This window comes from Acinetobacter sp. GG2 (assembly GCF_000292385.1).
Lineage (GTDB): Bacteria > Pseudomonadota > Gammaproteobacteria > Pseudomonadales > Moraxellaceae > Acinetobacter > Acinetobacter seifertii.
In genome coordinates this window covers 91,976-111,770 of record NZ_ALOW01000029.1, presented here as the reverse complement: position 1 = coordinate 111,770, position 19,795 = coordinate 91,976, and the positions used below count along the sequence as shown (strand labels likewise).

Sequence of the window (19,795 nt, the reverse complement as noted above, 5' to 3'; positions counted from 1 at the left end):
TCAGGGTTAACCCTGATCTCCACCTCCGACTGAAATAACCGAGCCAGTCATATAGGATGCTTCGTCTGATGCAAGAAATAAAATTGCATTGACTTGTTCTTGAATTGTGCCATAACGGCCCATAAATGTTCGATCTATGGTTTGATCAACCACTTGCTGCATCCATTCTTTTTCATTTTGACTTAACGGATTAGCATTGCGTGGTACTTTCCGAGGTGGTGCTTCAGTTCCACCAGTCGCAACAGCATTGACTCGAATTCCATCTTTGGCATGTTCAAAAGCAAGCGATGCTGTTAAAGCATTTACACCGCCTTTAGATGCAGAGTAAGGAATACGGTTAATACCACGGGTTGCAATTGAAGATACATTTACAATCACACCCGATTGTTGCTTAATCATAGCGGGTAACACAGCGCGGCAGCACCATAATGTTGGAAACAACGAGCGATTCACTTCCTTAATGATCTCTTCTTCAGAAAACTCTTCAAAAGGTTTCATCCAGATCGCGCCACCCACATTATTAATCAGGATATCTACCCGACCATAATGTTCAATGGCTTTTGCAACAACCGCTTGCGCACCTGCATAGGTTTCAAGGTCGGCATTAATCGTGACGGCATTGCCACCCGCACTCTGAATTTCTTTGAGAACGTCTTCAACATATTCAGAGCGGTCAGCCATGACGACTTGTCCACCCTCAGCCGCGACTTGTAGTGCCACGCCACGACCAATGCCTTGAGCACTACCCGTTACAATCACGACTTTATTAGTAAATCTTTGACGGTTTGACATAGATAACTTCTCCACCTGTTAATTCGCAGAGAATTTTTCAAACAAGAAATTAGCAGGTTTGATATTTTCAGTTTCTAACCAGCCACGTACAGCTTCTACCATTGGAACGGGCCCACATAGATAAACATCGACGTCGCCACCGTTTAACCAGTCACTTTCAATATGACCAGTGACATAGCCTTTACGTTCATGATTGCTCTCAGGACTTGCAACTACAGTTCGATATTCAAACCATGGGAATTTTGCTTGCAATTCATTGAGTTTTTCTAGAGCAACCAAATCAAAGTCATTGGTGACACCAAAGACTAAACGAACAGGCTGTTCTGAACCTTTTTCTTCAAGCACTTGTAACATCGACATAAATGGAGCAATACCAGTACCACCGGCAAGCATCAACACTGGACGCGCTACATTACGTAAATAGAAGCTACCGAATGGACCCGTAAATGTCATTTTGTCGCCAGCTTGGGCATTTTTGCTTAAGAATTCACTCATTTTGCCGTTCGGTACGTTACGGACCACAAAGCCCGTTAAGCGATTGCCTGGTTTTGAGCTAAATGAATATGAACGTGTTTCGCCAGTTTCAGGAATAGCAACGTTGACGTACTGACCTGCAAGGAAATGAATATCTGGTTGACCTTCATCAAGTTGAATGTCAAAAGTGATGGTTGAATCTGATAAGTTTTCAACGCGGGCTAATGTACCTTGGAAGCTATGAATTGCAGTTTTGCAAACATCTGACGATGCTTGAATCTGGAATACAGCGTCTGAAGTTGGGCGACACTGGCAAGCAAGAATATAGCCTTGCTCAGCTTCTTCTGGGGTTAGTGCATCTTCAATATAGGTTTCTTCTGGCATGTCATAACTGCCGGATTCGCAAAATGCGCGGCAAGTTCCACATGCACCATCACGGCAATCCAAAGGAATATTAATTTTTTGGCGATAGGCTGCGTCAGATAGGGTTTCGCCTTGAGCTACGTTAATGAAACGTGTAACACCATCTTCAAATTGAAGTGCGATATTGTGGTTTGACATGGCATGTATCCTACAAAATATTTGAAACTTTTACCCTCAGCCAACAGTCCGTTTAACTGAGGGGGTATGTCTTAAAGGTGGTAGATATCAATCACTTGATTGATGTAGTCATTTTTCAAAACGACATACTTGCTCAAGATTTTTGGTTGATCACCTGAAAAATCGATCACATAACGTGACATACCGAAATAGCTGTAATTTGTCTTGTAACGGAAACTCAAGGTATTCCAGTTAAAGCGAACAGTGACTTTGTCGCCATCGCGTTCTACGACTTCAACGTTGGCAATATTATGGCTTGTGCGTGTGTCCGGCATGGTTGCCGATGAGCGCTCGGTTTTAATACGGAACACGCGGTCTTCTAAACCTTGACGGTCTGGATAATAAATAAGTGAAATTTCAGATTGTGGATCTTCAGTTAATTTATCGTCATCGTCCCAAGCTGGCATCCAGAAAGAAGCTTCCGGTGCATAGCATTCAATCCATTCTTCCCATTGTTCATCATCTAAAAAGCGAGCTTCACGATAGAGAAACTGAGCAATATTTTCTAAAGTTGCTTTGTCTTGAGTGCTCATGCTGTTTCTCCCTGATCAGCAATTTCTTTCTCTAATGCAATCGCGTGTTTCATGGTGTGTAACCAATATTGATGTTGGGCAAGATAAAGACCTTCATCTTCAGTTTTGATACCACTTAACATTGGTTTTAAACCGATTTCATTCGCTGCATCGTCTGGTCCATAAATCCAGTGTTTTGAACCGCGGCACATGTCATTCCACTCAAGTGCAATACCTGCATAGCCTGCCTGACAAGCACGGAATTCTTCTAAATCGTCTGGTGTTGCCATGCCTGATGCATTAAAGAAATCTTCATATTGACGGATACGACGTGCACGAGCTTCGGGTGCTTCACCTTTAGGTGCGATACAGTAAATGGTGACTTCGGTTCTATTGACAGAAAGTGGGCGAAGTACACGAATTTGCGAACCGAACTGATCCATCAAATAAACGTTTGGATAGAGACACAAGTTACGTGAACGCTCAATCATCCATTTCGACATCGCTTCACCGTATTTTTCGGTGTATTCGTCTGCTTTCGGGAAGTTTGGACGGTCTTCAGGGTTTGCCCATTGTGTCCAAAGCAACATGTGGCCATTTTCAAAGCCATACGATCCACCGCCTTGTTTACCCCAAGAACCTGCACTCATCGCACGGATGTTATCGGCAGCTTGAGTTTCTTTACGGTGTTGAGTCGTTGCTGCGTAGTTCCAGTGCACAGCAGAAACGTGGTAACCATCGGCACCATTTTCAGCGGTGAGTTTCCAGTTGCCTTCATAGGTATAGGTAGATGAACCACGTAAAACTTCCAAACCATGTTCAGACTGATCAACAATCATGTCGATGATTTTGGTGGTTTCACCCAAGAATTCTTCAAGTGAAGGAACATCGGGATTTAAGCTACCAAATAAGAAACCTTTGTAGCTCTCAAAACGAGCCACTTTTTTAAGGTCATGTGAGCCTTCTTGGTTGAAGCAGTCTGAGTAACCAGCTTCGCTTGGATCTTTAACCTTGAGTAATTTACCTGAATTGTTAAACGTCCAGCCGTGGAAAGGGCAGGTATATGTTGCTTTGTTACCACGCTTGTGACGGCAAAGTTGTGCTCCGCGGTGTGAACACGCATTGATCATGGCATTGAGTTCGCCGTTACGGTTGCGGGCAATAATGACTGGCTGACGACCAATGTGAGTGGTGTAGTAGTCATTATTATTTGGAATTTGGCTTTCGTGCGCTAAGTAAACCCAATTACCTTCGAAGATATATTTCATTTCGAGGTCAAATAGGGCTTCGTCAGTAAACACTGAGCGATGAAGTTTAAATTCACCTGTATCGATATTATCTACAAGTAATTCATCAATACGGTCAAGATGGCTAGTATTGATTACAGGAATACGTGGCATGTCCGTTCTCCGACTTTCCAAAAGTGTGGAAGTCACCAAGGCCTTAGCTACGATCTACAAGGTCTTGATATCCTAATATTGTCAATGAAGCGCATGAGTGCGCTGGGTGTTTAACCGTGAATTGATGAAGATGAATCACTGGAAGATTGGCAAGAGGGCTTTTTCACAAAGCAATTCATCACTTCATCGGTTTGTTGCTTGTATATACCTTAAAAGAATGGTTAAACTGTGTCTAAGACTGAATTTGCATTTTTTTATATCTTAAAGGTATGGATGCCTTATGGAACTAAGACATTTACGGTATTTTGTGGCTGTTGTTGAAGAGCAGAGCTTTACAAAAGCTGCGGAAAAACTATTTATTGCTCAACCACCTTTGAGTCGACAGATTCAAAATTTGGAAAGTGAGCTTGGAATTCAACTGTTTGAGCGTGGAAGCCGTCCTTTACAGACAACCCCAGCCGGACATTTCTTTTATCAGCACGCCCTTAAACTTTTGTCGAATGCTGAAGAAATAAAAAGTATGACCAAACGTATTGGACTGATTGAACGTAGTGTGACGATTGGTTTTGTTGGGTCTTTACTCTATGGTTTACTGCCTCGAATCATTTATTTATTTCGACAACAACAACCTCATTTGAATATTCAATTGATGGAGTTAAGTACCACTGAACAACTACAGGCATTAAAAGAAGGACGTATTGATGTTGGCTTTGGACGTTTAAGAATTAGTGATCCTGCGGTAAGACGTATTCTGCTACGTAAAGAACGTTTGGTGGTTGCTGCACATACGAGTCATCCCATCGCTCAGCGTACCGAAGGGGTATATTTGGCTGATCTCATTGATGAAAAGATGTTTATGTATCCCACTTCTCCAAAGCCTAATTTTTCGACCCAGCTTTTAAATATTTTTGCCGAGCATAGTTTGGTTCCAAAAAATATGCATGAAATACGGGAAATTCAGCTGGCTTTGGGCTTGGTAGCAGCGGGTGAAGGTTTGTGTATTATTCCTGCCAGTGCCGATACCATTCGTTTTCCTCATTTAAATTACATTCCGATTTTAGATAACGGCGCAGTCAGTCCGATTTTCATTACGGCACGCGCAATGGACCGAAGTGAAGACTTACAGCTTTTATTTGATTGTATTTATCAGGTTTATGATCTTGAAGGTATTCCATATAAACGTACCGTTTTCACGCTCGATCAGAACCCGATAGATGATTCAAACGGCATCGACTTTTAAATAAAGCTGGGCATAGCCTCAAAAGCTGAAGCTATGCGTTGATGTGTTTTAGAAAGCCCAAATTAGTTTTAGCCAGCTGGTATGTCCTTCGGGACGATATTCGACTTCGGTTTCTTTTAAAAATTTGGCTTCAATAGACCAGTTTTTATCGGCATATTGAATGCCTGGACCAATTGCAAAAGCCTGTCCTTTAAACCCAATGTCACTTCCGTTTACTTTGTCATCTGTGGTTTGTTTAAAAGCATAGCCTTCAACTGCAACTTTGAGTTTGGGGTTAATGCGGTAACCTAAGCTATAGTCACCCGCAATGTATTGTCCAGACTTATAGTCGGTCGCGTCGTTACGTGTATTCCAGCTATAAGACAGTTTAGTTGAAAGATCTAAGCCCGCCGCGTTGGCATAACTATATGCAAGAATAGGTCGAATGGTGTGATAGTTTTTCCCGAGATTGGCTTCAACTGGATGTGTCGTACTTGGAGTGTCGTAATCACCTGTTCCAAGTACGGTTTCTAGGGCTGCAATCCAGTGATGATTTCCTTGATGCCAGCCAAGCATACCACCCAAAATTAAGTCTCCGAGTCCTTGGTTTGAGTCAGCCATTCCATTTACTTTTAGTCTTAGATCAACCAATGGCTGGGCTGCATAAAACCCGAGTTGTCCATCCATAATTTTTTGATTGGTCATCCAGACCAACCGCGGAACCACAGCGTTGACATCAACATGGAACTGGTCGGGACCATTTTGAAAATCTGATGCGTGGTAATTTTGATAATAACTGAGTAGATAGACCCCAGCAGGTGGTAAGGCACCCGCCATCATACCTTCGGCACCTAATGCAAAAGAGTCTGAGCCATTTTCTGTCGCAAATGCAGAGGGAAGGTAAAGGGCGCTGATTACACCACATATGATTGCAGCAATTTTGTTATTCATAGAATGTCCTATTCTGTGTTGTTTGGCTTGTCACTAAAAAAACGTTATTCCTTAACGGTCTTTAAAAACTTAAGTCTGTTTAACCTGTAAATTTTGAATGCAAAACTCCTGTGAGCCTTGTATTTGCTTTCTAAATTACAAATACAAAGCTCATTTGAAAAAGTGGCGTGCTTAACGGTTTATCTTTAGATGTGCTTAAACAAAGCCGAACGCGATTGTCCAGCAGCGCCATGGGCTGCACTTAAGAAACGTTCAGTGTGAATGTCTCGTTCGAATAAGCGGCTTTGCATGAGTGTTGAAATTGCCGAGTCGATCATGATGGGTGGGCCACACAAATACGCTTTGTGTCCACCACATCGATTTTCAAAGTAATCGGCAACAGCCTCATGCACGAATCCGGTAAATCCAGTCCATTGGTCTTCTGCTTTTGGTGCATTGAGAGCAGGGATATAGCGGAAGTTCGGATAGTCTTTCACGAGTTGTTCAAACAATTCTCGGTTGTATAGCTCTGCCAAGTCTCGTGCTCCTTGGAAGAGGTAAATCGTGCGACTATCTCCAGACTCAAGTAAATCTAAAATCATCGATTGTGGACTTGAAAGACCTGAACCTCCTGCAATGAAAATGGCATTTTGATCATCTGACTTGCGTACGAAAAATTGACCGTAAGGGCCTGAAATATCAAGCTGATCACCTGTGGCAAGTTGTTCATGTACATAAGTCGTCGCTGCACCGCCTTCAACTTTACGAATATGCAACTCAACAATGCCCACTTCACTTGGTGAATTAGCAATTGAAAACGCTCGAGTTCCTTCAATATCTGGGAACTGGACATTGATATATTGGCCAGCTTGGAATTCGATTGGGCGATCTAGTTGTAGACGAATACCCTTAATGGTTGGCGATAAGTCTTTTATGTCAATGACGATCGCTTGATAGTCTTGAACCAAATGACCTAAGAAATCTGGGTCTTCATCGACATCAGCTTCAATGACCATGTCGGACTGTGGTTTGCAGCAGCAGGCAAGCACCTTATTTTCATCGCGTTCAATATCCATGAGCGCAAATGGTGAAGCTTCACCAACATCGTAAAAACCATCGGTGACTTGAACCTTACATGTCCCGCAAGTGCCATGACCACAGGCAAAGGGTAACCAAACGCCTTGGCGTAAAGCGGCATCTAAAATGGTTTGGTCTTCTTCTACTTCAATCGTTGTTCCGATCGGTTCAATGGTGACTTGATAACTCATGACACACCTCCGAATTAAACGTAACTGTCGTTATAGCCATTTAATTCTGGCGTAACGAAACGAAGTAATGACTTATGCCCAAAACCAAGCTCTGCCAAGCTTTGTGTACTCTCTGGGCTAATTGTTTGGCCATCTAAGGTGTATTGCACTTTTGACCAATCAATTTTGTCAAAATCTGGATGTTGGGCAAAACCACCTGTAATTTGTTGCTCAATCAACTGTTCAAAAGTTTGTTGAGGCGAGGCAAGCATGGCATGTGCCGAGCAAAAAAGGGTGTGATGATCCCAACCCACGTAAAGTAAGAATTGATCGCCATAATTTTTTTGCAGATCAAGCGGTTCAAATTGATAGTTGTTGTGTATCGCGCGAACAGTCATGTTCAATCTCCTTATTTCCTATCAGGCAGTTTGATGACTGCCTGAACAATTCCTTGTGCTTAAGCTGCGTTGCCTTTCCATTTTTTCCAGCGCTGTTGGTCTGGTGAACCTTCAATATCCAGATTGTCGGCACCGACATTCATACGGTAATAATCGCGGAGCATGGTTTCGAGGTCGCCACCACCACAGTTGCCTTGCAAAATTTGATTTACAGGTAACCATGCTTGTATATATTTCTCAGGCTCACGCTCGAAAATGTCATGACAGCCATCTGAACAGGTGTGGTAGCGTTCGCCTTGGTAGATGCTATGGCGATAACTAAACTGAGTCGGGTCATCGCCCATTTCAGTAAAGGTCATTGGAATCTGACAAACCTGACAAAGCTGTGGTAAACCTGCGCTATAGAAGCGTTTACCTTCGGCTTCCATTTTGCGAGCCAACTCCCATTTTGGACGGTAGTATTTATCGAAAGTGTCTGGATATTTAGCAGATAACCAATCCATTTCTTCGTCGGTTGGAATCCAAGTATGGAAACCAGCAGCATGACCAAAGTTATAGAAAATCCACCATGCCTGATGTGAGACATGCTCTTTTTCTTTCACAATGACATCGCTATATTTCGGCATGCGAATGCCATAACGACTTAAATCTTTAAATAGCGCACCGCCTGCTTGTTCAAAATAAACTTCCCAAGCTTCTTTCCAAGACATCACTTTGTTTGGCAGCATGTAATCCATCATCATGCCCACAATTGAAAGCAAACGCGTCCCACGCCAGAACCATTTATCAATCCATTCCTGCACAATCGGCACATTGTCTTCATGCTGTTCGAGCAAGAATTTTACGATTTCAAGTCCAAGCGTCATGTGACGAGCTTCATCTGACTGAGCACTAAAACCAAAGGTCACGGTTGCCATATCGCCGTTATAAGCTGCACCTGACATAAACGGCACAAACAGTAAGTTGGTAAGTACATATTCAAAAGCAAAACTAATCGCTAATAAAAATTCGAAAGGTCCGGCAGAACGGGCATCTTCAAAAAATGATTTAGGCACAGACAAATACCAAACGCGGTCATGCATATGTGCCCAGTCCTGAAAACCATCAAAGAACTTGTTGTAATGGCTCATAGCATGAATTTGAGTCTGTACATGACGCAGCTCATCAATCGACTGCATCTGAGAAGCAATACGTGCTCCAATACCACTAAACTGGCGGCCTACGTGGGCATAGCCTTGATAAGCCTGATATTCAAGTGGGGTAACTGCCGTTAAAAAGAGTTTTATGGCATTGAGGTAGCGTTCATTGCTGACATTCATCTGACCATTGTTTTGAGCAAAGGCATCAAAAATGGCATAAAGTTTTTTCTCTTTTTCTGCCTGATATTTCCAGTAAGCATCCATAGTTAAACGGAACGGATCTTCCCATTTAGACCAGTCGGTAATTTTGATACCTTCAAACTCTTCATAAGGGAAGGCGTCTTTACGGTCAGCATAAGAAAAGTCCCAGTCCAAATCACGGGTTAATGCACGGTAACGATCTTTAGCATTTAATTTTTTGCTGGTTTCTTTCGTTTGAGTTGTCATGATTGATCATCCTTAAATCTTTGTTAAACAACATCTATGTTGTGATTAATTCCAATGAAGACGGAAAGTATCGTCATCTTCTTCGACGTTGCCGCCTAGCGTAATCATGTTGAGTTGTAACGACTGGATGTCCCAATCTTGGCCTAATTTTTCAGAAACGGTTTCGGCTTTAATCACTAAGTCGGTTTCACTTTCAATTCGGATCATGGCAGGCAAATACTGAATTGAAGCTTCAGGGTTATCTTCTTCAATCGCTTCGAGGATGTAGCGTGAAGTATCGTTGTCTTGTAATGCGAGATAGACTTTAGACATGTTGCTTCTCCTTAAGCATTTGTAAGTGGTTGTAGGCCGAGTTTTTTTGCACGATCAATCACAACTTGTTCTGCTTGATCAACTGCATCTGCTCTTAAGGCTGCTGTTGCCCAAGGTATAAAAGCTGCTTTTACTTGAGCTAAAGACTGGGTGAACCATTCATTTAATAGCTGTTTGTTGTGATCGGATTCTGCTGCCGCAGTTTTAATGACGGTGTCTGACCACTTACGTAAATCACCTAAAGTGTCTTTCATAAACTCAGTCAGCATGGCTAAGTCACGAGCATTTTGAGTGACTAACCACTGATCAAACTGTTGATAAACAAGCTCTGTCACAAAGCCGTCAATCACAAGGTTCTGTAATAGGAAAAGTTTGAAATAGTCTTGCTCGGTGAGACTTTGTTCACACAGACGGCGTAAGCCTTGCCATGCAGGATGTTGCATCCAAGCCTGTTTTGCCTGCTGTAATGAATCGCCGCTATTACCATCTAAAGCTAAGCCAATGCGTGAGATGTACTGCGCAATTCCTAAATGATCCATCGCGGCATAAATACAAGCTTGGGTAATCACGGTGCCATAACCATAGGCACTGCCAGACATCATGTGTAAGTTTGCAGTTTGTTCAACGTGGCGAAATGGCAATAGGCATTCAATGACCTTAGCTTTGACTTCATCAGACAAATGTTCTGCAAGCTGACGTTTTTCAAAAAAAGCAAAATTACTTTCGGCTGTGTCCTGCAAACGTGCACGGTGTTGAACATAAGTTCCATAATAGAATTGACGTGGATCTTTAAATGCATACCAATCTTGCATTTGCAGGGCAGTATGGGTTTTATCATTTAAAGTCTTTTCAGGTTTCCACAAAGGACGATAGTGGAAGTTAGTTTCTGCCTGTACATCGAAACTCACTTCTTGATATCGAGTTGCTGGCTTACTACCAAATCGTCTTTCGATATAGGCGTAGTTTTGGCGGATAGGTTCGACATTTGACGTTTTGATTTCTAAAGTCATGGCTTTATCTCCTTATATTTTTTACATCTGATCATCGTGATCGTTGCTATTACGTTGCGTGCCGACTAAGGTTACTTCAGTGCCATAGCGCCATTTTTCTTCCTGAGCATCATTAAAAGCTTGTTGCTCTTGGGTCATTTCAACCACTTGATTGGTTTTACAAAAATTATTAAATGCATGTTTAGGCAAAACCAGTTCCACAAATAGACTTGGGTCGTGAATGGCAAAATCGAATTCGATAAACTCTGCGTTTAAGTCGCCAGTGACCCGGATATATTTGGTTAATGCTTCGACTTGAGGTTGCGTCATGCTGTACTCCATCAAGACATGGTCTCGAAATTGATGAATGCTCCTTGCTCTCGCTATAAGCTTTACAAAAGCTATGCCAACTTTATTTTTATAATTAAAAACAATTGCTTAGTATTTTTATTAAAAGTGCAGCATTTTTAAAATTCACCATTTCATGAATTTTTTTGAATGGTGAAAAAGAGATATTCATGATTTGATGAAGAGGGTCGTAAAAATTTCTTTTTAGATTGTTTGGGGCTTTAAAAGGAGAAATTTAGAAATACTTTTTTAGTATGAAGTTATGTCTTTAAGGTACTAGGACATTTATCTTGTTCTTCGATAAGATGAGATAGCACCCAAATGTGTTTAATGGATTAAAACAGATCACTCATGGCTCGAGTAAAATACGATACAACGGGACGATACGCAGATCATCCGCAAGAAATTCATGATTTGCTATCTAAACTGCACTTTGATACTGCCCACGGTCAAATCTGGTTTGATGAATATCGGATGCTGCTTTTACACACCAGCATTATGGGATATTTGCGTAAAGATTTAGCGCACATGATTGGACTTGAGCGAACCAAGCGTTTCTTTATTCGTTTAGGGTATCAAGCAGGGTTAAAGGATGCAGAAGTGACAACAAAAATGCGTCCAGATCTAAATGAACACGATGCTTTTATGGCAGGCCCACAAATGCACGCCATTCGTGGAATGGTGCAAGTACAGGCCAACCAGCTCAATTTAAGCCACGATAAAAAACAGTTTTATGCCGATTTAAATTGGCTTAACTCTTTTGAAGCTGATGTGCATTTAGAGCATTTTGGTCCAAGTGATGAACCTGCGTGCTGGATGCTTCTGGGTTATGCATGCGGCTACAGTAGTTTTGCGACGGGCATGACCATTATTTATCAAGAAATAGAGTGTAAAGCGTGTGGCCACGAGCATTGCCGTATTATTGGTAAGCCTTTAGAAGAGTGGGAAAATGCAGATGAGCTGATTCAGTTCATGTCTCCCGAACCCATAGAAAAAGAACTGATTGCGTTGCAGGCTGAACTTTTTGAACTTAAAAAATCAATTTACAGTGACAGTGAAGCCGATTACCAATTATTTAGTTCTGTGGGTAAGTCAGCATCTTATAAACAGGTCTGTGCATTATTAACCAAAGCAGCAGGCTCGAAAGTTTCTATTTTGCTACAAGGCGAAACAGGGGTTGGTAAAGAAGCTTTTGCACGAGGGGTTCATGAAAATAGCCAAAGAAAAGACCATCCTTTTATTGCGGTAAATTGTGCAGCGATTCCACCAGAATTAATTGAGTCCGAATTATTCGGCGTAGAAAAGGGTGCCTATACAGGAGCGCATCAATCTCGCTTGGGTAAGTTTGAACGAGCCAATGGTGGTACGATTTTTTTAGACGAAGTGATTGAGCTTTCACCTCGTGCACAAGCGGCACTATTACGCATTTTGCAAGAAGGTGAATTTGAGCGAGTTGGAGACTCACAAACTCGTATTTTAGATGTTCGTGTAATTACAGCAACCAATGAAGATCTTGAGCAAGCGGTGAAAACAGGACGATTTCGGGCAGATTTGTATTATCGCTTAAATATTTTCCCAGTGCAGATTCCGCCTTTGCGAGAGCGCCGTGAAGACATTCCTTTACTGGTTGAACATTTTCTTCGTCGCTTTGAAAAAATGTACGGCAAAACCATTCAAGGTGTAAGTGAAAAGACCAAAGTTTTTATGCAGCAATATGAATGGCCGGGAAATATTCGAGAGTTGGAAAACTTATTAGAAAGGGCGGTTTTATTAACGGACGATCAGCAACTGATTAAGTTAAATGCCATTTTTCCACAGATCAAGCATGACCTAGAGCAGGCTGTAGCTGTTAAAACTGACTTTGAGCAATTATTACAGGCAGAGTTTAATTTAGAAGAACACGAAAAGCAGTTAATTTTAACGGCTTTAAAAAAGGCAAATCATAATGTGTCTGAAGCGGCACGTTTATTAGGGCTAACTCGGGCAGCACTGGATTATCGAATTAAAAAATTTCAGCTTTGAGTCAATATCAACACGCTCAAAAATAAAGGCCTAACTTTAAATGTTAGGCCTTATTCATTATTGCACTTGAGCAGGGAAACCATCTTCTTCAAGTGCTTCAGTAATTTTATCGATGCTTTCACTGCTTTCAACAGTTACGATTTTGGTCGCTAAGTCCACATCTACTTTTGCATTTGGGTCGATATCTTGAATCGTCGCAGTCACGCCACGAGCGCAGCCACCACAAGTCATATTTTCAATAAGTAGTTTCATATTCATACTCCATCAAGAATGAGATGTTTGTTTGGATAACACTGAGTCTAAACCTTGTCATGATTGTAAGGTCAAGACCAATTTTTTAAAAAAATATGCTTGACCTTCCCATGATGGGAATCTATATGCTCAATACAGAATATTAAATTTTGCAGATTTGCAGAGGTGTTTGATGGACTCAAAAAACACAAAATTGCCAGCATATAGTGAAACACTTCCAATCGAAGGCATGACCTGTGCCTCGTGTGTAGGTCGTGTCGAAAAAGCACTTAAGAAAGTTGAAAATGTAGAAATTGCTAATGTTAATTTGGCAACAGAGAAAGCCGTTGTTTATTCAAATCAACCGATTCAGCGTGAAGCATTGGTTAAAGCAGTTGAACGAGCAGGTTATGATGTTCCTAAAGCTGCGCCAGTGGAGTTGTCTATTGAGGGCATGACCTGTGCATCTTGTGTTGCACGAGTTGAAAAAGCCCTAAAAAAAGTAGACGGCGTTCAAGAAGCCACAGTCAACTTAGCAACAGAGCAGGCTTGGGTGCAGGCAGATAATTCAGTCAATGTCGAAGACTTAATTCGCGCTGTTAAAAAAGCAGGTTACGATGCAAAAGCATCTGAAAAAAATCAAGATGAGCAGCTCGACAAAAAAGAGTCAGAGTTAGATCAGCTTAAAAAAGATTTGATCATTTCGATTGTGTTAGCCTTACCTGTGTTTATTCTGGAAATGGGTTCACATCTCATTCCAGCTTTTCACATGTGGGTCATGCACACGATTGGGCAATACAATAGCTGGCTTTTACAGTTTGTTTTGACCACATTAGTACTCGTTTTTCCTGGTCGCCGTTTTTACCAAAAAGGTATTCCAGCCTTATTGCGTTTAGCGCCAGATATGAACTCGCTGGTTGCTGTTGGCACCTTAGCTGCCTATAGCTTTTCAGTTGTGGCAACCTTTATGCCGCAGGTTTTACCCGAAGGCACGGTCAATGTTTACTTTGAAGCGGCTGCCGTTATTGTCAGTTTAATTTTGCTCGGACGTTATTTTGAAGCCAAAGCTAAAGGGCGTACTTCACAAGCGATTCAACATTTGGTAGGAATGCAGCCGAAAACTGCTCGTATCCAGCGTGATGGTCAAGTGGTGGAAGTTGCAGTTGCTGAAGTGGTCAGTGGAACTATTGTAGAAATTCGTCCGGGTGAACGTGTGCCAGTCGATGGTGAAGTCGTCGAAGGACATAGCTATATTGATGAATCTATGATTACGGGTGAGCCTGTTCCTGTTGAAAAGAAAATAGGAGAGCAGGTGGTCGGTGGTACGGTCAACCAAAACGGTACTTTAAACATTCGAGCAACCGCCGTTGGTTCTTCTTCTGTACTTTCACAAATTATTCGCATGGTTGAACAAGCCCAAGGTTCTAAACTTCCGATTCAGGGTTTAGTCGATAAAGTCACCATGTGGTTTGTACCGGCTGTCATGCTAATTGCTGCAATCACTTTCTTAGTTTGGTTTATTTTTGGGCCAGAACCTGCGTTGACTTTTGGTTTGGTGAATGCTGTTGCGGTACTGATTATTGCTTGTCCTTGTGCGATGGGACTTGCAACGCCAACCTCTATTATGGTCGGTACTGGACGTGGTGCTGAGTTAGGTGTCTTGTTCCGCAAAGGTGAAGCTTTGCAGCTTTTACAAGAAGCACAGGTCGTTGCCGTTGATAAAACAGGCACACTTACCGAGGGTAAACCGACACTAACAGACTTTAATGTGCAATCAGGTTTTGAGCGTGAACAAGTGCTAACTTTAGTTGCTTCGGTCGAAGCCAAGTCTGAACACCCAATTGCACTTGCGATTGTTCAAGCAGCAGAAAGTGAAGGCTTAAACTTATTACCCGTAACAGCATTTAACTCGATTACAGGATCAGGTATTGAGGCAGAAGTATCAGGCCAAAAAGTACAAATTGGCGCAGACCGTTATATGCACCAACTTGGTTTAGACACCAACTCATTCCAAGCGATTGCTGCTCAATTAGGTGAAGAAGGCAAAACACCGCTTTATGTTGCCATTGACCAAAAACTTGCTGCAATTATTGCCGTGGCAGACCCAATTAAAGAAACAACCTATGCTGCGATTGAGGCATTGCATCAATTAGGTCTCAAGGTTGCTATGATTACAGGAGACAACCGTCATACGGCGCAAGCGATTGCTAAAAAGCTGAATATTGATGAAGTTGTGGCAGAGGTTTTACCCGAAGGCAAAGTGGACACAGTTCGCCAACTGCAAAAACAATATGGTCGTTTGGCCTTTGTAGGTGATGGTATTAACGATGCTCCAGCCTTGGCGCAAGCAGATGTTGGGTTAGCCATTGGTACAGGAACAGATGTTGCCATTGAAGCAGCCGATGTTGTGTTGATGTCAGGTAGTTTAAAAGGTGTACCGAACGCAATTGCATTAAGTAAAGCCACCATGCGAAACATACGTCAAAACTTGTTCTGGGCATTTGTATATAACGTTGCACTTATTCCAATTGCAGCAGGTGCGCTATATCCAGCATTTGGTGTGTTACTTTCACCTATGTTTGCAGCAGGCGCGATGGCACTTTCTTCGGTCTTTGTTTTAGGCAATGCATTACGCTTAAAACGTTTTCATGCGCCAGTACAGTAAGGGTGCTGAAAATCAACTTTTGGTTTAAGATCATGACAACAGGTCTTAAACCAAATTTAATATTTGAGGTGTGAGATGAATATCGGTCAGGCATCCAAACATTCGGGCATTTCGGCGAAAATGATTCGCTACTATGAAGAAATCGGTTTACTTGAAGCAGCTCAGCGTTCTGCTTCTGGCTATCGCATTTATTCAGAAACAGACCTTAAAACTTTAAACTTTTTAAAGCATGCTCGAGAGTTAGGTTTTTCATCTGAACAGATGAAAGAGCTTATTTCACTTTGGAAAAATACAGACCGGCAGAGTGCAGAGGTGAAAGCCTTAACCGTAAAACACATTGCCGAATTAAAACAGAAAATTGCCCATCTCCAAGAAATGGTCAATATTTTGCAGGCTTCAGCCGATGATTGCTGCGGCAACCAGCAAGCTTCTTGTGCGATCTTAGATCACATTGAAAAAGGTGTGGGTGTAAGCTAAGTTTCATTAAAATAAAAAAGGAAAATCATAGTGTATACGGCATCTTGTCTATGTAATGGTATCCAACTACAAATTAATAGCGAATTAGAACCCATCATGGTGTGTCATTGCACACAGTGCCAAAAAGCTCAAGGTACTGCTTTCGCTGCCATTACTCAAGTACAAAAAAGTGACTTAAATATTGTGCAGGGTGAAAATCTTTTACAGGCTTATTTTGCATCACCTAATAAAAAGAGAGTGTTCTGTAAAACTTGTGGTTCGCCGATCTGGAGTGAACGTTTAGATAAGCCTGAAGTAGTGCGTTTAAGGGTAGGCCTTATTAATGAAGAAATATCGACATCTGTAATTTCTCATGCTTTTGTGTCTTCAAAAGTGAAGTGGTATCCAATTTGCGATAGTGCTCGCCAATATCCAAATGCGGTAGAAAACCCTTAAATATTAAGGTTGGATCGTATTTTATTCATTTGTAAAAAAACGTGAACAAGACTAGCCATGAATAAATAATGTGCTATAACTGTACCTAAGGTAATCGTAATATCTCCTCGATCCACAGGGAAACTTGGGACAGGGCAAAAGATACGATAGGACCTTACATATAGCTAGCAAAGAGCATGTAAGAGATGGATAGACACAAATCTTAGATTGCTCACCGTTGCAGAAAAGCCCGTGAAACGGGCTTTTTTAATGCCTGTAGAAAGCTATTTCTAATTTGAGAAGTGCATAAATTTTTAGACTATTTATGAAAAATTAATGTAAAAATAACAAAATATTTTAAATAAACAGACTATTCTGTATTGTAATTTGTTTTTATTAAGGGTACATTTAATCAACGGTTTAAAGTTCAAGCTTAATAATGAACTCATGGTCGTTGTGGGAGATCTAAGAGCCTGCATTTTCCCCAAGATGCGGGTTTTTTTTATGCTTAAAGAAAAGTAGTTATTCATCTCATCTAAAATTTTAATTTTCTAGTTCTTAGTTTTTTTAAATTTAAAAACCTACGAGCCTTATAGATCGTAGGTTTCTATGCTCACTAGAAAGTTAAGCACGATATGCCTGACAGGCTTGTGCACATGCTAAACATGCTTTTGCACAAATCTTGCAATGTTCATGTTCATGCTTACTACATTCAGCAGCGCAGAGTTGGCATGCACTCGCACATAATTGCATGGCTTGTTCAGCAAGCTCGGAATGTCTTAATTCTAAAGACGTACATAACTGACAGGTTTCTACGCAGGTTAAACAATGCTTAATACATTCACGCATCATATGCACATGCTCTTCTTGTAAGCATGCAGAGGCACAATGTTTACAAGCAAACATACATTCAATGCAGGCTTGAATAGAATTAGATGCTTGACTAAATAAAGAAGGATCAGGGGTTTGCGAGCTATTCATTTTAATATTCTCCTTTTCAAAGGCTTTTATTAAAAAACCGAATATTGTTATCTTTTTTCATTTTATAAAATCATTTCTCCTACAGGGACTTTTGAAATGAAAGGTCTACAAATGCTCAATAAGTGATTAACCTCGTATAAGAATGTTACATGTACTTGGCTCACTCAATTTTTGAAAGAAGATGAAGCACGAAGAAAAAATTTCTCAAACAAGACATAAACTTTATTTCGATATAATACTTTTGGCTAATTTCTTATTGTGTGAATATTAGGCAAATTAGGAATGTGAACTTTGAAGGACACGAAATGGAAAACGTTAATCAATACGCTCACGGAGCTGAGCATGAAGTCCACATCCATTGCAAACGATCATTAAGCACATTAATACTGAGTATGTTCGTATTAATTACAACTGGTCGTTAAAAGAAAAAGCACCCGAGGGTGCTTTTTCTGTATATAGCGACGAAATAGATAATTTTAAGAACTTATAAAGCCGCGCCGTTTTTTGTAGGCTTTACGGTCATAAGAAGGGATATTTGATTGCTGGAGATCAATCGCCAGTTGTTTCTTGCGTTGAAACTGAACTTCATTAAGAAGAGCAGCATAAATTTTTGGTCGGTCAGTTTTAAACTTATCTACATCCAATGGAATCTTATCTTCATTCTTGACTAAATATAGAACAGAACCGTTTGCATTGGTTTCATATATTGTCCAGCCAAGCCGAACAATGTAGAGACCTGTTTTTTGATTTTTACCTAAATAAGCTTTAAACCCATCGGGATGAGGGCGAACATAAGCATTCATCATGCATCCTCCATCAACTATTTAATTCGATGAAAGCGACAATCAATGAATTGATGGGGAGCGATACATCTATTCAATAAAATCACGATTTCTAATTGTATGTATATTGATCAATTTAACAATTTCAAGTCGTGTGATCATTTTGTGCAATAGTTAAAAAATAATATAATCTGACTGAAACTCATTTAAAAAATGTGTGACGTATTTTGCAAATTAAAAATTAAACAAATTATAATGAATCTAAGTTCACTTTTTAATATGATTATGATTTTAAAAATAAAAAAGTATTTGTAATATTTCTTGTTACAACGATTTTGTCGACAATAGATGCTCTTTTTTGACATATTTCGCCTAGAGCAATCAGTGAGTTTTGGCCTATGGTGTCATTTTTATTTATAGGACTTGTAGTCACTATCTTGCTGACTCCAGGACCAACAAATACATTATTAGCCTCGGCTGGCTTGCAAGCAGGGGTAAAGCATTCTCTTAAGTTAATTCCAGCAGAGGTAATAGGTTACCTGATCGCGATTACCTCATGGGGTGTTTTACTTGAGTCGGTATCTCATTTTATTCCATGGCTTCCAGCTATATTAAAATTGATGAGCGCGAGTTTCATTCTCTATCTTGCTTTTAAACTTTGGATAACATCCACTGAAGATATTAAGCTAGATCGACCACTGATCACGCCAAAGGCTTTATTTGTTGCGACACTTTTAAACCCTAAAGCGTTACTGTTTGCTTCAGCGATTTTTCCACATGCAGCGTGGGAAAATCCGAATTTGTATTTTATTCACATTGTTGTCTTTTTATCTTTAATTACCCCAATTGCTTTTTTATGGATTATGTTTGGAACAGTACTGATTTCAAATAAAGTAACTTGGTTGAATCAACGTAATTTACAACGTACGGCTGCATTTATTTTAACTTTTTTTGCGATGCCAATCGGCTATTCTGCGATTAGCTCATTTTAAACTTAACCGATTATTTATATTAAAAATTTATTTTTCAGGAGATTTTTATGAAAAGATTAAAAGTAATTATCAAGGATCAGTTTGACAAAGAATCAATTGCTTTGGCAAAAGTTAGACCAATGAATGACCATGCACTTGAACTTCATAAAAGCATTGAACATATTGAAATTAATGACGATATCATTTTGCCCAATATGGATTTGTTATATGAAAACCCTAAAGACGGCAAAATTTATCAGTTAATCGGTGCATTCAGTGAGGAATAACTATTAAATTAAATTTAACAATAACCAGTTACATAGTTTGTGTTTATTAGAGTCTCAATGGTGGAAATTAAGCCAAACTAACGTATAGACACAATTAAAATATTGAACATTGGTAGTCATTATGGGACTATGTTTTTGCAAAAATGTGACATAATCCT

General features: G+C 40.5%; 20 protein-coding genes and 2 pseudogenes. 8 read left to right on the top strand and 14 right to left on the bottom strand.

Features of this window, described 5'->3' with window-relative positions; genetic code table 11:
• Window positions 1–6: 6 nt before the first annotated feature.
• The 4 genes and pseudogenes from B554_RS0106645 to benA all read right to left on the bottom strand — a co-directional run bounded on the left by B554_RS0106645 (window position 7) and on the right by benA (window position 3,778).
• Window positions 7–792 (bottom strand): 1,6-dihydroxycyclohexa-2,4-diene-1-carboxylate dehydrogenase, encoded by a 786-nt coding sequence (locus B554_RS0106645; protein ID WP_019457434.1) that lies wholly within the window; start codon window positions 790–792, stop codon window positions 7–9.
• An 18-nt stretch (window positions 793–810) separates the two neighbouring features.
• The gene (gene benC / locus B554_RS0106640; RefSeq protein WP_004702725.1) at window positions 811–1,827 is read right to left on the bottom strand and encodes a benzoate 1,2-dioxygenase electron transfer component BenC; all 1,017 of its coding nucleotides are present in this window, start codon (window positions 1,825–1,827) and stop codon (window positions 811–813) included.
• Between the two features lie 52 nt (window positions 1,828–1,879).
• Window positions 1,880–2,399: pseudogene (benB, locus tag B554_RS0106635) on the bottom strand (benzoate 1,2-dioxygenase small subunit).
• Window positions 2,396–3,778: a benzoate 1,2-dioxygenase large subunit gene (gene benA / locus B554_RS0106630; RefSeq protein ID WP_019457432.1), complete on the bottom strand. Its 1,383-nt coding sequence runs from the start codon at window positions 3,776–3,778 to the stop codon at window positions 2,396–2,398. The pseudogene benB and the gene benA overlap by 4 nt, the downstream one beginning before the upstream one ends.
• A 106-nt stretch (window positions 3,779–3,884) precedes the next feature.
• Between benA and B554_RS18575 the strand changes: the two are divergent.
• Window positions 3,885–4,014, top strand: a pseudogene (locus B554_RS18575) (hypothetical protein).
• Window positions 4,015–4,058: 44 nt separating this feature from the next.
• A complete protein-coding gene (locus B554_RS0106625) occupies window positions 4,059–5,018 on the top strand; it encodes a LysR family transcriptional regulator (RefSeq protein WP_019457431.1) in 960 nt (319 codons plus the stop codon).
• Window positions 5,019–5,066: 48 nt separating this feature from the next.
• Here B554_RS0106625 and B554_RS0106620 read toward each other — a convergent pair whose 3' ends face one another.
• The 7 genes from B554_RS0106620 to B554_RS0106590 form a co-directional block, all read right to left on the bottom strand.
• Window positions 5,067–5,948, bottom strand: coding sequence for a transporter (locus B554_RS0106620; protein ID WP_019457430.1), 882 nt, complete (start codon window positions 5,946–5,948; stop codon window positions 5,067–5,069).
• 185 nt (window positions 5,949–6,133) lie between these two features.
• Window positions 6,134–7,195: an NADH:ubiquinone reductase (Na(+)-transporting) subunit F gene (locus tag B554_RS0106615; protein ID WP_019457429.1), complete on the bottom strand. Its 1,062-nt coding sequence runs from the start codon at window positions 7,193–7,195 to the stop codon at window positions 6,134–6,136.
• Window positions 7,196–7,209: 14 nt separating this feature from the next.
• On the bottom strand, window positions 7,210–7,572 hold the full coding sequence (locus B554_RS0106610; RefSeq protein ID WP_019457428.1) for a phenol hydroxylase subunit P4: 363 nt from the start codon (window positions 7,570–7,572) through the stop codon (window positions 7,210–7,212).
• A gap of 59 nt (window positions 7,573–7,631) precedes the next feature.
• Window positions 7,632–9,158: an aromatic/alkene/methane monooxygenase hydroxylase/oxygenase subunit alpha gene (locus B554_RS0106605; protein ID WP_000211828.1), complete on the bottom strand. Its 1,527-nt coding sequence runs from the start codon at window positions 9,156–9,158 to the stop codon at window positions 7,632–7,634.
• 45 nt (window positions 9,159–9,203) lie between these two features.
• Complete coding sequence (locus B554_RS0106600; RefSeq protein WP_000049450.1) at window positions 9,204–9,470, bottom strand: MmoB/DmpM family protein; 267 nt, start codon at window positions 9,468–9,470, stop codon at window positions 9,204–9,206.
• Window positions 9,471–9,481: 11 nt separating this feature from the next.
• The gene (locus B554_RS0106595; RefSeq protein WP_019457427.1) at window positions 9,482–10,480 is read right to left on the bottom strand and encodes an aromatic/alkene monooxygenase hydroxylase subunit beta; all 999 of its coding nucleotides are present in this window, start codon (window positions 10,478–10,480) and stop codon (window positions 9,482–9,484) included.
• A gap of 21 nt (window positions 10,481–10,501) precedes the next feature.
• Window positions 10,502–10,789, bottom strand: coding sequence for a phenol hydroxylase subunit (locus B554_RS0106590; protein WP_019457426.1), 288 nt, complete (start codon window positions 10,787–10,789; stop codon window positions 10,502–10,504).
• A gap of 369 nt (window positions 10,790–11,158) precedes the next feature.
• Between B554_RS0106590 and mobR the strand changes: the two genes are divergently transcribed.
• On the top strand, window positions 11,159–12,829 hold the full coding sequence (gene mobR, locus B554_RS0106585; RefSeq protein WP_019457425.1) for a phenol degradation transcriptional regulator MobR: 1,671 nt from the start codon (window positions 11,159–11,161) through the stop codon (window positions 12,827–12,829).
• Between the two features lie 57 nt (window positions 12,830–12,886).
• Here mobR and B554_RS0106580 read toward each other — a convergent pair whose 3' ends face one another.
• On the bottom strand, window positions 12,887–13,087 hold the full coding sequence (locus tag B554_RS0106580; protein ID WP_081400315.1) for a heavy-metal-associated domain-containing protein: 201 nt from the start codon (window positions 13,085–13,087) through the stop codon (window positions 12,887–12,889).
• A 166-nt stretch (window positions 13,088–13,253) separates the two neighbouring features.
• Between B554_RS0106580 and B554_RS0106575 the strand changes: the two genes are divergently transcribed.
• The 3 genes from B554_RS0106575 (at window position 13,254) to B554_RS0106565 (ending at window position 16,637) form a co-directional block, all read left to right on the top strand.
• The gene (locus B554_RS0106575; protein ID WP_019457423.1) at window positions 13,254–15,725 is read left to right on the top strand and encodes a heavy metal translocating P-type ATPase; all 2,472 of its coding nucleotides are present in this window, start codon (window positions 13,254–13,256) and stop codon (window positions 15,723–15,725) included.
• Between the two features lie 75 nt (window positions 15,726–15,800).
• Window positions 15,801–16,202 (top strand): Cu(I)-responsive transcriptional regulator, encoded by a 402-nt coding sequence (gene cueR / locus B554_RS0106570; protein ID WP_004642046.1) that lies wholly within the window; start codon window positions 15,801–15,803, stop codon window positions 16,200–16,202.
• A gap of 27 nt (window positions 16,203–16,229) precedes the next feature.
• Entirely contained in the window at window positions 16,230–16,637 is a 408-nt protein-coding gene (locus B554_RS0106565; RefSeq protein WP_025465127.1) for a GFA family protein, read from the top strand.
• A 603-nt stretch (window positions 16,638–17,240) separates the two neighbouring features.
• On the opposite strand, the gene B554_RS0106560 is transcribed toward B554_RS0106565, so the two are convergent.
• On the bottom strand, window positions 17,241–17,597 hold the full coding sequence (locus B554_RS0106560) for a four-helix bundle copper-binding protein (protein ID WP_019457421.1): 357 nt from the start codon (window positions 17,595–17,597) through the stop codon (window positions 17,241–17,243).
• A gap of 476 nt (window positions 17,598–18,073) precedes the next feature.
• Window positions 18,074–18,403: a hypothetical protein gene (locus B554_RS0106555; RefSeq protein WP_029767636.1), complete on the bottom strand. Its 330-nt coding sequence runs from the start codon at window positions 18,401–18,403 to the stop codon at window positions 18,074–18,076.
• Between the two features lie 374 nt (window positions 18,404–18,777).
• Between B554_RS0106555 and B554_RS0106550 the strand changes: the two genes are divergently transcribed.
• Together B554_RS0106550 and B554_RS0106545 are read left to right on the top strand one after the other, a co-directional pair.
• Entirely contained in the window at window positions 18,778–19,371 is a 594-nt protein-coding gene (locus B554_RS0106550; RefSeq protein ID WP_004702695.1) for a LysE family translocator, read from the top strand.
• Window positions 19,372–19,418: 47 nt separating this feature from the next.
• Window positions 19,419–19,637, top strand: a complete 219-nt coding sequence (locus tag B554_RS0106545; RefSeq protein ID WP_004702694.1) for a hypothetical protein — start codon at window positions 19,419–19,421, stop codon at window positions 19,635–19,637.
• The last annotated feature ends 158 nt before the right edge of the window (window positions 19,638–19,795 follow it).

What these genes read in the sequence shown, in the direction of transcription:
- B554_RS0106645 (WP_019457434.1), bottom strand. Translation starts at nt 792, where the DNA reads ATGTCAAACCGTCAAAGATTTACTAATAAAGTCGTGATTGTAACGGGT.
- benC (WP_004702725.1), bottom strand. Translation starts at nt 1,827, where the DNA reads ATGTCAAACCACAATATCGCACTTCAATTTGAAGATGGTGTTACACGT.
- benA (WP_019457432.1), bottom strand. Translation starts at nt 3,778, where the DNA reads ATGCCACGTATTCCTGTAATCAATACTAGCCATCTTGACCGTATTGAT.
- B554_RS0106625 (WP_019457431.1), top strand. Translation starts at nt 4,059, where the DNA reads ATGGAACTAAGACATTTACGGTATTTTGTGGCTGTTGTTGAAGAGCAG.
- B554_RS0106620 (WP_019457430.1), bottom strand. Translation starts at nt 5,948, where the DNA reads ATGAATAACAAAATTGCTGCAATCATATGTGGTGTAATCAGCGCCCTT.
- B554_RS0106615 (WP_019457429.1), bottom strand. Translation starts at nt 7,195, where the DNA reads ATGAGTTATCAAGTCACCATTGAACCGATCGGAACAACGATTGAAGTA.
- B554_RS0106610 (WP_019457428.1), bottom strand. Translation starts at nt 7,572, where the DNA reads ATGACTGTTCGCGCGATACACAACAACTATCAATTTGAACCGCTTGAT.
- B554_RS0106605 (WP_000211828.1), bottom strand. Translation starts at nt 9,158, where the DNA reads ATGACAACTCAAACGAAAGAAACCAGCAAAAAATTAAATGCTAAAGAT.
- B554_RS0106600 (WP_000049450.1), bottom strand. Translation starts at nt 9,470, where the DNA reads ATGTCTAAAGTCTATCTCGCATTACAAGACAACGATACTTCACGCTAC.
- B554_RS0106595 (WP_019457427.1), bottom strand. Translation starts at nt 10,480, where the DNA reads ATGACTTTAGAAATCAAAACGTCAAATGTCGAACCTATCCGCCAAAAC.
- B554_RS0106590 (WP_019457426.1), bottom strand. Translation starts at nt 10,789, where the DNA reads ATGACGCAACCTCAAGTCGAAGCATTAACCAAATATATCCGGGTCACT.
- mobR (WP_019457425.1), top strand. Translation starts at nt 11,159, where the DNA reads ATGGCTCGAGTAAAATACGATACAACGGGACGATACGCAGATCATCCG.
- B554_RS0106580 (WP_081400315.1), bottom strand. Translation starts at nt 13,087, where the DNA reads ATGAATATGAAACTACTTATTGAAAATATGACTTGTGGTGGCTGCGCT.
- B554_RS0106575 (WP_019457423.1), top strand. Translation starts at nt 13,254, where the DNA reads ATGGACTCAAAAAACACAAAATTGCCAGCATATAGTGAAACACTTCCA.
- cueR (WP_004642046.1), top strand. Translation starts at nt 15,801, where the DNA reads ATGAATATCGGTCAGGCATCCAAACATTCGGGCATTTCGGCGAAAATG.
- B554_RS0106560 (WP_019457421.1), bottom strand. Translation starts at nt 17,597, where the DNA reads ATGAATAGCTCGCAAACCCCTGATCCTTCTTTATTTAGTCAAGCATCT.
- B554_RS0106555 (WP_029767636.1), bottom strand. Translation starts at nt 18,403, where the DNA reads ATGATGAATGCTTATGTTCGCCCTCATCCCGATGGGTTTAAAGCTTAT.
- B554_RS0106550 (WP_004702695.1), top strand. Translation starts at nt 18,778, where the DNA reads ATGGTGTCATTTTTATTTATAGGACTTGTAGTCACTATCTTGCTGACT.
- B554_RS0106545 (WP_004702694.1), top strand. Translation starts at nt 19,419, where the DNA reads ATGAAAAGATTAAAAGTAATTATCAAGGATCAGTTTGACAAAGAATCA.